The organism is Bacillus sp. AFS015802, from assembly GCF_002561455.1.
Lineage (GTDB): Bacteria > Bacillota > Bacilli > Bacillales > Bacillaceae_B > Rossellomorea.
The window spans coordinates 290695-306505 of sequence record NZ_NTUP01000013.1; the positions used below are offsets into that span (position 1 = coordinate 290695).

The 15811-nt window shown below is 45.3% G+C and carries 14 protein-coding genes; all 14 read right to left on the reverse strand.

The genetic code is table 11. The features are described from left to right. Positions 1-100: 100 nt before the first annotated feature. On the reverse strand, positions 101-1090 hold the full coding sequence (gene ftsY, locus CN378_RS10370; protein WP_098351806.1) for a signal recognition particle-docking protein FtsY: 990 nt from the start codon (positions 1088-1090) through the stop codon (positions 101-103). Positions 1091-1107: 17 nt separating this feature from the next. Next, on the reverse strand, positions 1108-4674 hold the full coding sequence (gene smc, locus CN378_RS10375) for a chromosome segregation protein SMC (protein WP_098351807.1): 3567 nt from the start codon (positions 4672-4674) through the stop codon (positions 1108-1110). 11 nt (positions 4675-4685) lie between these two features. Then, on the reverse strand, positions 4686-5432 hold the full coding sequence (gene rnc, locus CN378_RS10380) for a ribonuclease III (protein ID WP_098351808.1): 747 nt from the start codon (positions 5430-5432) through the stop codon (positions 4686-4688). Between the two features lie 187 nt (positions 5433-5619). Next, positions 5620-5853 carry an acyl carrier protein gene (acpP, locus tag CN378_RS10385; RefSeq protein WP_034755712.1) on the reverse strand — a complete coding sequence of 78 codons (234 nt, stop codon included), beginning with the start codon at positions 5851-5853 and terminating at the stop codon, positions 5620-5622. 94 nt (positions 5854-5947) lie between these two features. Beyond that, positions 5948-6691: a 3-oxoacyl-[acyl-carrier-protein] reductase gene (gene fabG, locus CN378_RS10390; RefSeq protein WP_098351809.1), complete on the reverse strand. Its 744-nt coding sequence runs from the start codon at positions 6689-6691 to the stop codon at positions 5948-5950. Continuing rightward, on the reverse strand, positions 6692-7636 hold the full coding sequence (gene fabD / locus CN378_RS10395) for an ACP S-malonyltransferase (RefSeq protein WP_098351810.1): 945 nt from the start codon (positions 7634-7636) through the stop codon (positions 6692-6694). Further along, a complete protein-coding gene (plsX, locus tag CN378_RS10400; protein ID WP_098351811.1) occupies positions 7629-8627 on the reverse strand; it encodes a phosphate acyltransferase PlsX in 999 nt (332 codons plus the stop codon). Before plsX ends, fabD begins: the two co-directional genes overlap by 8 nt. Then, positions 8628-9209: a transcription factor FapR gene (gene fapR, locus CN378_RS10405; RefSeq protein ID WP_098351812.1), complete on the reverse strand. Its 582-nt coding sequence runs from the start codon at positions 9207-9209 to the stop codon at positions 8628-8630. It abuts the gene before it with no gap. Positions 9210-9301: 92 nt separating this feature from the next. After that, entirely contained in the window at positions 9302-11353 is a 2052-nt protein-coding gene (gene recG / locus CN378_RS10410) for an ATP-dependent DNA helicase RecG (protein ID WP_098351813.1), read from the reverse strand. Further along, positions 11340-12233: an L-serine ammonia-lyase, iron-sulfur-dependent, subunit alpha gene (gene sdaAA / locus CN378_RS10415; protein ID WP_098351814.1), complete on the reverse strand. Its 894-nt coding sequence runs from the start codon at positions 12231-12233 to the stop codon at positions 11340-11342. Before sdaAA ends, recG begins: the two co-directional genes overlap by 14 nt. 46 nt (positions 12234-12279) lie before the next feature. Next, a complete protein-coding gene (gene sdaAB, locus CN378_RS10420; protein WP_098351815.1) occupies positions 12280-12942 on the reverse strand; it encodes an L-serine ammonia-lyase, iron-sulfur-dependent subunit beta in 663 nt (220 codons plus the stop codon). 96 nt (positions 12943-13038) lie between these two features. Then, on the reverse strand, positions 13039-14703 hold the full coding sequence (locus CN378_RS10425; protein ID WP_098351816.1) for a DAK2 domain-containing protein: 1665 nt from the start codon (positions 14701-14703) through the stop codon (positions 13039-13041). Between the two features lie 15 nt (positions 14704-14718). Beyond that, complete coding sequence (locus CN378_RS10430) at positions 14719-15081, reverse strand: Asp23/Gls24 family envelope stress response protein (RefSeq protein ID WP_034755738.1); 363 nt, start codon at positions 15079-15081, stop codon at positions 14719-14721. Between the two features lie 259 nt (positions 15082-15340). After that, the gene (gene rpmB / locus CN378_RS10435; RefSeq protein WP_034755741.1) at positions 15341-15529 is read right to left on the reverse strand and encodes a 50S ribosomal protein L28; all 189 of its coding nucleotides are present in this window, start codon (positions 15527-15529) and stop codon (positions 15341-15343) included. Positions 15530-15811: the final 282 nt, after the last annotated feature.

Consider the following 15811-nt stretch of genomic DNA (forward strand, 5'->3'; position numbering starts at 1 on the left):
AATTTTCATAGAGAAAACCATTCATTCCCCTTCACAAAAGAAGGGCAGCCTCAAAGACTGGTTCTTAAGTCTCTCATCAGGCTACCCTACCTTTTATGGTCTATTCTTCTTCTTGATCTACGAGATTCGAGAACAGGCCGTATACATACTTTTCAGCGTCAAACGGCTGGAGGTCATCCATCTTTTCTCCAAGACCCACATATTTAACAGGGATTTCGAGCTCGTTCCTGATCGCAAGGACGATCCCGCCTTTTGCTGTACCATCCAGCTTCGTCAGGACGATTCCCGAAACGTTTGTTGCTTCTTTAAAAGTTTTCGCCTGTATCATGGCATTTTGTCCTGTCGTGGCGTCAAGGACGAGCAATACTTCGTGGGGAGCTCCAGGAATTTCCCTTTCAATCACCCGTTTTACTTTTTCAAGCTCTTTCATCAGATTCACTTTATTTTGTAATCTTCCCGCTGTATCGCAAATAAGAATGTCTGCTTTTTTCGCTTTGGCAGATTGGACGGCATCAAACATAACCGCCGCCGGATCGCTTCCCGCTGCTTGTTTAATGACCGGGACCCCGACACGTTCACCCCATACTTCAAGCTGTTCGATCGCACCGGCACGGAATGTGTCGCCAGCGGCAAGAACGACATTCTTACCCTGTTCCTTGAACATATGGGCCATTTTCCCAATGGTCGTCGTCTTCCCTACCCCGTTTACACCGACAAACAGTAAAACCGTCAATTGATCTTCCTGAATGTTCAGGGAGCTGTCTTCTTCACGATCCCCCTGGTAAATGTCTACGAGCTTCTCTGAAATGACAGATTGGACATCTTCCGTGTCTTGAATATTCTTCCTCTTCACTTCAAGCTTCAGTTCATCAATCAGCTCCATCACGGTATCAAAGCCGACATCCGCTCCAATCAGGATTTCTTCCAGCTCTTCAAAAAACTCTTCATCGACTTTACGATATCTGGCGACAAGATCATTCACCTTTGAAGTGAAGTTATTTCTCGTTTTGCTTAACCCATCTTTAAATTTCTCCGTTACATTGTCACTCGACTGTGTGAATTTATCTTTAAGCTTCTTAAAAAAACTCACTTTTCCACACCCCTTTTTTAAGTTTCAAGCAGTTCCTTTGTTTCTTGCAGTCTGACTGATACCAATTTGGATACACCGAATTCCTGCATCGTCACTCCGTACAGTACATGGGCTTCTTCCATCGTTCCTTTTCTGTGGGTGATGACGATGAATTGTGTTTCATCACTGAATTTTTTCAAATACTGACTGAATCTCTGTACATTCGCTTCATCGAGGGCCGCTTCCACTTCATCCAGGATGCAAAACGGTACAGGGCGGATCTTCAGGATTGAAAACAAAAGGGCAATGGCCGTCAAAGCCCGCTCCCCGCCCGACATAAGCCCCAGGTTCTGCAGCTTCTTACCGGGAGGCTGGGCCACGATATCCACACCGGTATGCAGGAGATCAGATGGATCTGTCAGCTTCAACTCGGCTCGTCCCCCACCAAATAACGCTTTAAATACACCTTCAAATTCTTTCTGGATGTTCGTGAAGGTTTGATCAAAACGTTTGATCATCTCTGCATCCATTTCATTGATGACCAGGTAAAGGGTGTCCTTTGCTTCCGTCAGATCATTCTTCTGATCGACTAAAAATTCGTATCTTTCTTTCACTCGTTCATATTCATCGATCGCACCAAGATTGACGGTCCCGAGCTCTTCGAGTGCCAGTTTCACCAGTTTGACTTTCTTTCTGGCTTCGTCCACCTCTATCGAGAGCGGGTAGTCCGCCTTTGCTGCTTCAAATGAGAGCATATACTCATCCCGTAAATGATCAAGACGGTTCTCAAGCTCTACATCAAGACGATTGATTTTCACTTCCTCGTCTCGCAGTGCACCGACCAGTCCTTTATGCTGGCGCTTCAGCTCTTTTAAATCCAGCTCTTCGTCTTCAACCGTGTGTTGAAGTTTGGAGCGCTCATCCCGTCGCACAGCAATCAACTTGGACGTTTCTTCCTTTTGCACGGCACACTCTTCCGCTTTTTTACCGAGCTGTTCTTCACCCGAGAAGTTATCCTTCATTTCTGTCTGAAGCCACTCCAAGTCATCTTGTAAACTTGCTTTTCGTTTGCTTGTTTCCGTCATTGTATCTTCTATCCGGTTCAATTGGTGACGGCTATTCACCAGCTGTTCATTCCGTGCAGCCAGATTCGCCTTAAGATCACTGATTTCATTCAAGAGAGCATCCTTGGACGTGCGTTCACTGTTCTTTTGCAGAGTGAGCTCGTTGATTTTTTGATCGAGCCTTGTCACTTCTTCTCCAATCTCCTTCAATGAAGCTTCCAATTCCTTCGTTCTCGAATCATGCTTTTCTTTAACCGACGTAAAATCTTTTTTCTCTAAGTCATAGAGGGACAGCCTTTCGTCCAGATTTTGTTGGGAAAGTTCGATTTCACGGAGTTGGGAGGCCAGTTCCTGCTCTCTGAGACGCAATTTCTCACCCTTCACTCTCATCTCCTCCAGCTTCTTCTCACGGAAGCCGCTCTCTTCTTTCAGTGATTTCACTTGAGATTGAAGCTGTTCAGTCTGATTCTCCATACTTGAAAGCTTTTCTTTCATTTCTTCAAGTTCACCTTTCCTGGAAAGAAGGGAGTTTTTCTTCTGCTTCACTGTCCCGCCTGACATGGAGCCGCCAGGATTGACGACATCCCCATCCAATGTAACCAATCGATAGCGATATTGGACAAGTTTGGCGATTTCGTTTGCACCTTTTAAATCCTTTGTGATGATGACATTTCCGACAAGGCTCGAGATCACCGTCTGAAAGCGTTGATCAAAATTCAAGAGGTCAGCCCCCACTCCTACAAAGGAAGGGTGCCCTTTCAACATATTCTTTTGGCTTTCAGGTATCGATTTCCCTTTGATCACGTTCATCGGCAGGAAAGTGGCACGGCCATATTGATTCTTCTTCAAAAAGGCAATGGCTTTGCGGCCATCTTCTTCTGTGTCCACCACAATATGCTGCATGGATGCAGCCAGAGCGGTTTCCATAGCCGTCTCATATGATTTGGGAACAGTAATGAGCTCGGCTACCGCTCCTTGAATACCGCTTAACTGACCTGAACGCTCCTTAAGGACTTCTTTTACTCCTTGGAAGAAACCTGAATAGTCCTCTTCCATTTCTTCAAGCATTTCTTTCCGGGACTTCGCCTGCTGCAGGAATTGATACGCCTGATAAAGCGTTTTCTCCTGCTTTTCATATTTTGCTTTCACTGATTCAAGTTTTTTCTTTTCCTCACGATACAAGAATAGGTGCTCATCGATTTCTTCTTTCTGCTCTTGAAGTTCTTTCGAACGCTCCTTATGGTGACCATATAATTCTTCACGCTGAGTGACATACTTTTCATTTTCCGCTTCCAACCGGCCGCTTCGATTCAACTGCTGTTCCAGCTGCTGCTTCAGGTATTGAATTTCATTTTTTGCCGATGCCTGCTGATTGAGCTTTTCAATGTAATCACTTTTAAACGATTCAATGACATCTTCAATATTCTCGTTATAGTGCTTGAATTGGTTCTTTTTTGTGATCAGGAGCTCTTTTAACTCCGATACATCCGCATCGATATTCTTGAAGTCCTCTTCGGCTTTCTCTTTTTCAGAAGCCAACCGTCGAAGCTGACTTTCTGCCTCTTCGATGGATAGCTTGAGCTGTGATTCGTTCGTGGATGAATTCCTCTTCCGCTCCACTAATACTTGTTTCCTGCCCTCTAGTTTCTCCAATTCTTCACTTGTAGAGAGAAGCACTTCCTGCAGATTTGAAATCGACTCGTCTAGAGCGGCGATTTTATCCCGGGTTTGGGTCAGGATGGCTTCTTTCTTTTGAATCGTCGAGGAAAGAGCGGATTCTTCTTTACCGTGAAGTTCGAACTCTCCACTGAGCCTTTCCCACTGCTTATGTAAATCTTCAATGTCATATACAGTCAATGCGACCTCGAATTTCTCGAGCTCCTCTTTCTTCTCCAGATAATCACGGGCCATTGAAGCCTGGATCTTCAGGGGCTCAACCTGCCCTTCCAATTCATGAAGAATGTCATTCACACGATTAAGGTTTTCTTGTGTTTCAAATAATTTATTTTCAGCCTTTTTCTTACGTGATTTATACTTCAAAACCCCGGCAGCCTCTTCAAAGATGGTCCTTCTCTCTTCAGGCTTACTGTTCAGGATTTCTTCCACTTTTCCCTGACTGATAATCGAGAATGCTTCTTTTCCCAAGCCGGAATCCATGAACAGCTCGATAATGTCTTTCAATCTGCACGGCTGTTTATTAAGTAAGTATTCACTATCTCCCGACCGGTAGACCCTTCTTGTGACACTGACCTCACTATAGTCGATGGGCAGTGCTCCGTCTTCGTTATCCAGGACCAGGGTCACTTCTGCTATATTGAGGGCTTTTCTTGAATCACTCCCGGCAAAAATGACGTCTTCCATTTTGGATCCGCGCAGACTTTTCGCTGATTGTTCACCAAGGACCCACCTGATCGCGTCGATAATATTGCTTTTCCCACTGCCGTTTGGTCCCACGACAGCCGTGACACCCGGGACAAACTCCACGGATATTCTTTCTGCAAAAGATTTAAACCCCATTACTTCTAGTTGTTTGAGGAACATCTTCTTTCCCCCTATTTAGCGTCCAGCTTTTGTTTTAACTTTTCCAGAGCTTTCTGTGCGGCTTGTTGTTCAGCCTCTTTTTTTGAGCGGCCTTTTCCAATCCCTAATTCATCGTCGTTTAAACTCACTCTGGAAATAAACTGACGATTGTGGGCCGGGCCACTTTCTTCCAAGATGCTATATTCGATCACCCCTGCACTACCCCTTTGAACCAGCTCTTGCAGCTGACTCTTATAATCCATCACATGAGAAAAAGCACCGACATTGATTTTTGGATAGACAACTTTTTCAAGGATTGAAATCACAGTCTCTAATCCTTGATCCAAATATACCGCCCCGATGAACGCTTCAAAGACATCGGCAAGGAGAGCCGGTCTTTCCCGGCCACCTGTCATTTCTTCCCCCTTACCCAGGAGGATGAGTTCACCGAAATTCAATTCGATCGAGAACTTCACCAGGGATGGCTCACATACGATGGCCGCCCTTAATTTCGTCAGTTCCCCCTCACTCATCATGGGATACTTCTTGAAAAGAAATTGAGATACCGTCAATTCCAAAACGGCGTCCCCGAGAAATTCCAGGCGTTCGTTGTCTTCATATGGCTTCCGACGATGCTCATTCACATAGGATGAATGGGTAAAAGCTTGCTTAAGGAGTTTTTCATCTTTAAATTGAATTCCCATTTCATTTTGAAATGTCTTGAATTTCAAATCATTCTTATGTTTAGATAATCCATTATTTCTGCTTTGCTTCCGCATAAGGCACTCCACCTTGCTAATATGTTCTCAATGTATACTAATCAAGTTTATTCTAAAAAAATCATTTACGCAAAAGTTTCTTGAATATGAGGTTAGAACACAAATAAACTTGGTAGAGGTGAAACCCCTACCAAGTTTTAAATGGTCTTGAATTGGACCTGTGCCATCTGCCTATTCAATCTAACGATTAAGCTTTTGCTTGTATGTAGTTCACAGCATCACCTACTGTGCCGATTTTTTCAGCATCATCGTCAGAGATTTCCATGTCAAATTCATCTTCAAGTTCCATAACCAGCTCAACTACATCAAGGGAGTCAGCTCCTAGATCTTCTTTAAAAGAAGCTTCAAGAGTTACTTGAGATTCATCTACACCAAGACGATCAACGATAATTTTTGTTACACGATCTAATACTTCTGCCATTTTTGTCACCTCCCCTCAAGTATTATAGAGCATTTTGACCTCTAATGAAAAGAGTATACATGAAAACGATGCATAAATCATTACATTCTTCCCATTACATGACCATTCCGCCATCGATATGGAGGGTCTGACCCGTCATGTATGATGCGGAATCCGATGCAACGAACGTCACGACCTTTGCAATATCCTCCGGGTCACCGAACCTGCTTAAAGGAATCTGCTTTAACATTTCATTGCGTACATCTTCCGGAAGCTGATCCGTCATATCCGTTGAAATGAATCCCGGCGCAATTGCATTCACCGTGATCCCACGTGGAGCAAGCTCCTTCGCGGTTGTCTTCGTCAAGCCGATGACACCCGATTTAGCGGCGACATAATTCGCCTGACCAGGATTGCCGCTCACACCGACAATGGAAGAGATATTGATGATCCGGCCGCTTCTTTGTTTCATCATCTGGCGCGTTACGGCCTTTGTACAAAGGAATACACCTTTAAGATTGATATTGATTACATCATCCCATTCAGATTCCTTCATCCTCATCAATAAATTATCCTTCGTGATTCCGGCGTTGTTCACAAGAATATCGATGCTGCCGAAATGTCCGATCGTTTCTTTCACCATCGCCTGAACCGCTTCAGCATCCGATACATTACATTGTACCGCAATAGCATCCCTGCCCAGACCCTTGATTTCATCGACCACTTCATTTGCCTTGGCTTCGCTTCCTGCATAATTGACTGCCACATTACACCCTTCACGGGCGAGACCGAGAGCGATCTCTCTCCCGATCCCCCTGGACGCTCCCGTCACGAGGGCCACTTTCCCTTCTAGTTTCATCTAAGCTTCCTCCTTCAACGCTTGAATGGTTTGTTCCAAGGATGCTTCATCTTGAACTGCATATGTTTTCACTCGTCTATTTACTTTCTTCACTAAACCGGAAAGCACTTTACCAGGGCCCACTTCGATGAACGTATCCACACCCAACTCGATGAGTTTTCCGACCGTATCTTCCCATTGAACGGGAGAGTATAATTGTTCAATCAAGAGACGCTTGATTTCTTCACGCTCTGTCACAGGTGAAGCGGTCACATTGGCGATGACCGGTACTTTCGCTTCTTCAATTGTAATCGAATCTAAGATCGAGACAAACTGCCCGGCAGCCGGTTTCATCAATTCAGAATGGAAAGGCCCACTTACTTGAAGGGGGATGACACGCTTGGCACCAGCTTCCTTCGCTTTCACTGATGCAAGTTCCACTCCCTTCACCGTACCCGAAATGACAATCTGACCCGGACAATTCAAGTTGGCGAGTCCAACGGGATGTCCCTCACCCGATACCTGGTCGGTGACCTCTTTCAGAGTTTCCCTTGCCATACCGAGGACCGCAGCCATCGTGCCCTCTCCGTTGGGTACCGCTTCTTCCATGAATTCCCCTCTTTTACGGACGGCATACACTGCGTCCTCAAACCGAAGGGCGCCTGCCGCTACCAGGGCAGAATACTCACCCAGGCTGTGACCCGCAGTGAAATCCGCCTTGATACCCTCGGCTTTTAAACGATCAAGAATGGCCATGCTCGTTGTCAAAAGTGCCGGCTGAGCATTCGTCGTCTGGGTAAGCTTCTCCTCCGGGCCTTCAAAGATGATCGTGGACAGCTTTGTATCCAATCGTTCATCCGCTTTCGTGAAATACGATTGCACTTCAGGGTATTGCTCAGCTAATCCCTTTCCCATCCCGACGGTTTGAGATCCTTGTCCCGGAAAGATAAATGCGATTTTACTCATGTTCCTTCACACTCCCCTTAATGGCTTCTTTTATCGTAGTGGAAACGTCGTGCTTCACCATTTCCCTTGCTTGTCTCATGGCATTATAAAAGGCCACTTCATTGGAAGAACCGTGGGCTTTGATGACCGGTGCTTTAAGACCGAATAAACCCGCTCCTCCATACTCAGTATAATCGAGCATATTCTTTAATTGCTTCAGGTCATTTTTCACCAATCCTGCAGCAAGTTTGTTTTTCGTGGAAGCAGTAAATGTCTTTTTCAGCATGGAAAAGACGGAAAGTGCCGTTCCTTCTATGGTCTTCAACACCATATTCCCGGTAAAACCATCCGTTACGACAACATCCGCCGGTCCATCCAGTATATCCCTGGACTCCACATTCCCTACAAAGTTGACAGGAAGGTCCTTTAGTAACTGGAACGTTTTCTTCGTTAATTCATTCCCCTTTTTGTCTTCCGTTCCGATATTCAATAACCCTACGCGGGGGTTTTTGATGCCTCTCACTTTCTCGGCATAAATGCTTCCCATGACCGCGTATTGAGCAAGATGCTCAGGTTTCGCATCCACATTTGCCCCTAAATCAAGCATGAGGAATCCCGATCCATCAAGTGTCGGGAGTGTCGGGGCTAACGCAGGCCGTTCGATCCCTTCGATTCTCCCTACAATGAACAACCCTGCAGTCATCAGGGCACCTGTATTTCCTGCTGAAATACAGGCATCGGCTTCCCCATTTTTCACTGCTTGGGCCATCAATACCATCGAGGCATTCTTCTTGCGTTTTACAGCTCTCACGGGCTCATCTGTACCCTCGATCACTTCATCCGTGTGAACGATCGTCAGACGGTCTTCCTGGGTGATGTACTGTTTGATCTGTTTTTCATCGCCGTATAAAAGGACTTCAATATCTTTAAATTCATTCAATGCACGCTTTACACCAAGAACGATTTCTTTCGGGGCATGATCCCCGCCCATTGCATCAACGGCTAATTTCATCTACTCTTCATCCTTTACAGATTTTTTAGAGCGATACATTTCAAATTCACCTGTAAAAACGAGCTCACCACTGACTGCACTTTGAACTTCTACCGTTGTTCGGTCCTTTTGATCTTCCATATGTATCACTTTCGCTTTCGCGACAACCCGGTCCCCTTCCTTTACAGGCCGGGTGAAACGGATGGTCGACTTTGCCGTCAAAGCCAAATCGTCATTTATGACGGCAACAGCAAGAGAGTTCGCTTGAGCGAACAAATGATGCCCCCTTGCAATTCCATTCCTGACGAATACATGCTCCCGTTTGACATCAAAAATGGAAATGGCACTATGGTCTAATTCTATATCAATGATTTCCCCAATGATTTCTTCGATAGGCAATGACTTTACTTCGTCTTCAAACGATTTCTCAGCCACAAATTTGATTCGTTCCCGAAGCTCAGGGATCGATAATTCCATACGATCCAGCCGGATTGTCTGGACACTCACCCTAAATCGTTCCGCCAATTCCTCATCGGTGATAAAGGGATTATCCTTAATCGTATCCGTAAGGTTTCCCTGTCTTTCCTTTTTCGAAAGTCTCAATATCAACACCGTCCAGTATTAGTACTAGGTACTAATAGTAGTATATAATCTAAAAAAGCAGATTGCAAGAAATAATCTCACAATCTGCCTTTCTAGTCCAGCTTCTCTCCCTCTAATATTCCCGAACCCGCTAAATACTCCCTGAGGGGTTCAAACTCGGGATCATGCCAAAAATAATCGGACTGAATCAGCTTAGCTGCATCGTCCCTGGCTACTTCGAGCGCACGGTAATCATGCACCATATCGGCTACCTTAAACTCAGGCAGGCCGCTTTGCTTCCTTCCGAAGAAATCACCGGGCCCCCTGAGCTCAAGATCTTTTTCGCTTAGGACGAACCCATCATTCGTTTCTGTCATGATCTTCATGCGTTCCTTGCCGACTTCGGTCTTCGGTTCGGCGAGGAGAATGCAATACGATTGATGTTCTCCCCGTCCGACCCGTCCTCTCAGCTGGTGAAGCTGACTCAAACCGAAACGTTCAGCATCATAAATGAGCATAAATGTCGCATTCGGAACATTCACACCCACCTCTACCACCGTGGTGGAGACCAGTACTTGTAGTTGATTCCCACTGAATTCCCTCATCACTCCATCCTTATCTTCAGGATGAAGCCTTCCGTGCATCAGGCCGACTTTGTATCGCCCCTCAAAGTAGTGGACCAACTGATTATAGACATCTATTGCATTTTGAACATCCAGTTTATCAGACTCTTCGATGAGCGGACAAATGACATAAGCCTGCCGCCCCTGATCTAATTCCTTGTCCATGAATGAGAGGACCCTGGACAGCATATCCGCCTTCGCCCAGTAGGTTTCAATCGATTTTCTCCCCGCGGGCATCTGATCGATGATGCTGACATCCATCTCACCAAACACGGTGATGGCAAGGGTTCTCGGAATCGGGGTCGCCGTCATGAATAACACATCCGGGCTTTCTCCTTTTTCCCTTAAGACTCGTCTTTGATTGACACCAAAACGGTGCTGTTCATCAGTGACGACAAGGCCAAGTTGCTTGAACCCGACTTCTTCCTGGATGAGCGCATGGGTTCCAATGAGAATATCAATTTCCCCTTCTCTCAATTTATCCAGTAAAAGCCGACGCTTCTTGCCTTTTACAGAGCTTGTTAACAGGGCGACGGAGAGTCCCATCGGCCCCAGCAGTTCACTGAGGGAGTTCGCATGCTGTTCCGCCAGTATCTCCGTCGGAACCATCAACGCACCCTGATATCCGGCTGTCACACTGGAATAGAGGGCAATGGCAGCCACAACCGTTTTACCGGACCCAACATCCCCTTGCAGAAGCCGATTCATGCGATAAGGCGATTTCATATCTGCCGAAATCTCATTCACCACCCGTTTTTGGGCATCGGTCAACGGAAACGGCAAAGATTCAATGAACGCTTTGACTTTATCCAGATCATAATGCTGCTGCATCCCTGAAGAATGTTCTCTCTCGAACTTTCTAAGCGCCTGCATCTTCAATTGAAACAACAAGAATTCTTCATACACGAATCGCCTTCTTGCCTGCTTCATTTCGTCGGTGCTATCAGGAAAATGAAGATGATACAGGGCATCCTTCCGGTTAGAAAGCTTATACTTTTCCATCAGCTGACCCGGGAGATTCTCAACGATCAAGTGGCTGTAATCCCCGAAAGCTTTCTTAATGAATTTCCTGAGTGTATTGTTCTTCACGGACCCTTTCAACGAGTAAACAGGTTCAAAATCCCCTTGCTTATCATGAGGGCCGGACTGAAAATGCTGCACCGTAATGATTTGCCTGTTTTTATCCCATTTCCCTGTCACGGTCACCGTATCATGGAGGTTTATTTTCTTTTTCAGATAAGGCTGATTAAAAAACACGGCTTGCACAAGGTTCCTCCCCACTAAGATCCGCACGGTCAATCGTGATTTCTTCCTGCCGTAAAACATCAGCGCAGGCTCCGAATGAACCTTCCCCTCCACCGTGATACGCTCGTCATGAGCCACTTCTTCCAAGTCCCTAAGTCTATAATCCTCGTAGCGGTAAGGCAGGTATTCCAACAGATCCAGAACGGAATATATCCCCATTGCATTCAGCTGTAAAGCCGTTTCTTCACCAATCCCCTTTATGTTCTGGATTGTCAGTTCTTCATTACGAGTCTTCACGTTTATTCAGGGAAACCCCAAAGATTTTCGCTTCAAGCTCTCTGCCTGTCGGGGTAGCGGCGAGTCCCCCTTGAGCCGTTTCGCGAAGAGCCACCGGCATTGTTTGACCGATTTTATACATGGCGTCAATCACTTCATCACATGGAATGCGGCTGGTTATTCCTGCAAGTGCCATATCCGCGGCTACCATTGCATTGGCAGCACCCATCGCATTCCGTTTCACACATGGTACCTCAACGAGTCCCGCCACAGGATCACATACAAGGCCCAGCATATTCTTCAAGGTGATGGCCATGGCTTCTGCGGATTGACTCGGTGTACCACCGGCCATTTCAACGATGGCAGCGGCAGCCATTCCGCTTGCAGACCCGACTTCTGCCTGGCATCCGCCTGCAGCACCTGAAATGGAAGCATTATTCGCCACAACAAAACCAAAGGCACCGGATGCAAATAAGAAGCGGATCATATCATCTTTTGTAGGATTGAGCTTATTTTTCACAGCGAATAACGTCCCTGGCACAACACCCGCAGACCCTGCAGTCGGTGTGGCACAAATCGTCCCCATCGCCGCATTCACTTCGTTCGTCGCCACTGCTTTACTGACTGCATCCAAAATGGTTTCCCCACACAGTGAGCGGCCTGAATCAATGTATTTCTGCAATAGAACGGCATCCCCGCCGGTCAAACCGGAATGGGATTTGACGCCTTCCAGCCCCCGTGCTACCGCCTGCTCCATCACTTCCAGGTTCTTCTCCATCTGACTATAAACCTGTTCAAATGTTTTACCCGTAAACTCGATTTCCTGTTCGATCATAATGTCAGAAATTTTCTTGTTCTGACTTTCTGCAAGTTCAACCAATTCTGCAACATTTCGAAACATGTAAATAACCTCCTCTTTATGTAAACGCTATCATTATTGTAATTGATTAATCAGAAATCCGCGTTACCTGTGTAATGTTCGGCAGAGATGTCAATTCGCTTATCACCGCTTCATCTATCGGTTGGTCGACCTCGATGGTCATCAAAGCCATTTGTCCTTTCTCTTTCCGTGACACATCCATATGCCCGATGTTCAGTTGATGCTTGGCAATGACATTGGATACAGAAGCAATCGCTCCGAACCGGTCATCATGGACTACAAGTATTGCAGGATGATGGCCTGAAAGTTTAAGTTCAAAGCCGTTAAGTTCAATGATTTCAACTTTCCCGCCACCAATGGAAATACCGACCAGTTCGATTTCACCTTGGTCATCTCCCATACGGATGCGGGCTGTGTTCGGATGATCCGTGATGGCATCTTCTTCTTGAAATTTGATCTTTATCCCTTTTTCCTTCGCTACATTGATCGATTCAATGATTCGCTCATCGTATGTATCATAATCAAGGATACCGCCCACAATGGCCACATCCGTTCCATGACCTTTATACGTCTTCGCAAACGACCCATAGAATGAAATGGTCGCCCATTTGGGTTCGCGGCGGAACAAGTTTCTTGCGATTCTTCCGATTCTCGCGGCACCGGCAGTGTGAGAACTGGATGGACCAATCATAACAGGACCAATAATATCAAATACACTTTTGTATTTCATCTCTTTTCCCCCTAACTAAACATCCAATCTATACTTTCATTCTAACATAGATTAAGGGGACAAACTCCATACAGAGCTGCCCCCTTTCTTTATTCCTTATTCAACTGAGAATATATAGGAGTAAAGTGGCTGTTTACCATTATGAACTTCCACTTCAACATCTTCATAGTGCTGTTCCACATACTCTCTGAGTGTCTCAACATCCCCGTCGGTTACATCTTCACCGTAAAGAATCGTTAAGATTTCAGATTCTTCATCGAGCATCGTATCCAATAATCCTTGTGCAGTCTTTTGACGGTCTGAATCAGAGATGACAATCTTGCCTTCTTCGATCCCCATGAAATCATCTTTTGAAATCGAAACACCATCGATGCTTGTGTCTCTGACAGCAAACGTGATTTGCCCCGTTTTGACCTGCTTAGAAGCTTCGGTCATCAACTCTTTGTTATCACTGACAGAAGCGGAAGGATTAAAGGCAAGCAGTGCCGCCATGCCTTGAGGAACAGTTTTCGTCGGTACGACTGCCACTTCCATGTCAAGAACTTCAGCCGCTTGCTCAGCTGCCATGATGATATTCTTGTTATTCGGCATGATGATTACTTTCTTGGCATTCACTTCTTCAACGGCTTTCACAATATCCTCCGTACTTGGATTCATTGTTTGTCCACCTTCAATGACTGCGGTGGCGCCGATACTCTTGAATAACTCGGCAATGCCTTCACCCATTGATACGGTAACAATCGCAAAGTCCACTTCCTTCACAGGAGCAGGAGCTTCTGCTTTGACAGGCTTTGATTCTCCTACAATGCTGCTGTGCTGCTGTCTCATGTTCTCAATCTTGATATTGATGAGACTTCCGTATTGATGGCCATACGTCAAAACATCCCCTGGTTGTTCGGAGTGGATATGTACTTTGGCCAGTTCATCGTCACTGATCACGAGTAACGAGTCACCAAACTTACTTAAATCTTGACGAAAGTCTTCTTCTACGAATGACTGCTTGTCACTTTCAAACCGGACCATGAATTCTGTACAGTACCCGAATTCAATATCCTCTGTACTCATGAAATCCTGTGCGGCCTTATGATGCTCAGCACTTACAAGATCATTCATGGACGGGAGTGATGCCTGATCCGAAACTTTTTCCCCTTTAAGCTCTGCAAGGAAGCCTTCATAAACAAATAGAAGCCCTTGACCTCCACTATCGACTACTCCCACTTCCTTCAGTACAGGAAGTAAATCAGGTGTACGATTCAATGAAGCCTGTGCCTCATCGACGATTGCCTGCATCACCTTGACGAAATCACTTTCCGTTTCCGCTGCGGTCACACCTTTTCGTGCAGCATCTTTCGCAACCGTCAAAATCGTTCCTTCAACCGGTTTCATAACTGCTTTATAAGCCGTTTCCACACCTGTTTGAAGTGCATTGGCAAACTCTGCACTTGATAAGGATTCTTTCCCTTCAATAGCTTTACCAAAGCCTCTGAACAATTGGGATAAGATAACACCTGAGTTACCTCTTGCTCCCATCAATAACCCTTTTGAAAGGGCAGTAGCCACATTACCGATATGATCTTGAATATGGTTTTGGACTTCCTTCGCACCGGAAGTCATTGATAAATTCATATTTGTTCCAGTATCACCATCAGGAACAGGAAAAACGTTCAGCGCGTCAACCAGCTGCGCATTGGCAGATAATTGGGTGGCACCTTGTATCACCATTTGGGCAAAACGTTTTCCTTCCAAAGATGTAATCGACACGAATCTTCCTCCTCACTACGGGTTCGTGACACGAACCCCCTGCACAAAAATATTTACTGAATCTACCGCCAAGCCGACGGTCTTATCAAGAGTATATTTAACCTTGGATTGTACATTATGGGCAATCTCAGAAATTTTTGTACCATAACTCACAATAATATACATATCAATATGTACTTCCTCTTCATCTTGACGAACAATCACTCCACGAGTGAAATTCTCTTTACGTAAGATATCTGTGAAACCGTCTTTAATTTGGTTCTTTGAAGCCATTCCAACAATTCCGTAGCAATCCACCGCTGCACCTCCAGCAATCATTGCAATGACATCATTCGTAATATCAATTTGTCCGTACTGCGTTTTTAATTCGATGGACATGGAATGTTTTCCCCCTTTAATTACATGCTTGGCTAAAAACATTTTACTATAAGTATGCCTTTTTTGAAAGCTAAACTATTATCTGAAGCCTCTTTTGTTGGGCATAGCCTCTATTTTTTCCTTATTATGCAAAGATTAATCATTCCGTTCCATGAGTAAAGGAAGTCTTTTAGAAAACCTGCATGAATGTATTTGCGTGTGCAAACGCCCGTGAATGAAAAAAGGCGCCTAAAGATTAGGCGCCTTCTCATTTTAAGTATTATACGCGTTCTACTTTACCAGATTTCAACGCTCTTGCAGAAACCCATACTTTCTTAGGCTTTCCGTCTACAAGAATTCGAACTTTTTGCAGGTTTGCACCCCAAGTACGCTTGTTCGCATTCATTGCGTGAGAGCGAGCGTTACCTGAGCTTGCTTTACGGCCTGTTACTACGCATTGTTTTGCCATAATATATTCCCTCCTCACTAACAAGAAGCTGAAGTTAATTTCAGTTCCACATTTCGCTTATTATCATAAAGATACTTTAATAATTTATCACACAACTTTCTATAATGCAATACTACAATTAAAACCTTTCAAGAAAAAATACTTTACACCCAGAAAAGCGGAGGGGGGCTCGCTCTGAGGCGACAAGCATTTCTGGAATATCCCTGAAGGCGCTTTTTGCCTTTGGGGATTTTTCAGAAATGACCTCGAGCCTCAAGCCCCTGGAGCTGGACATGGCGAAAA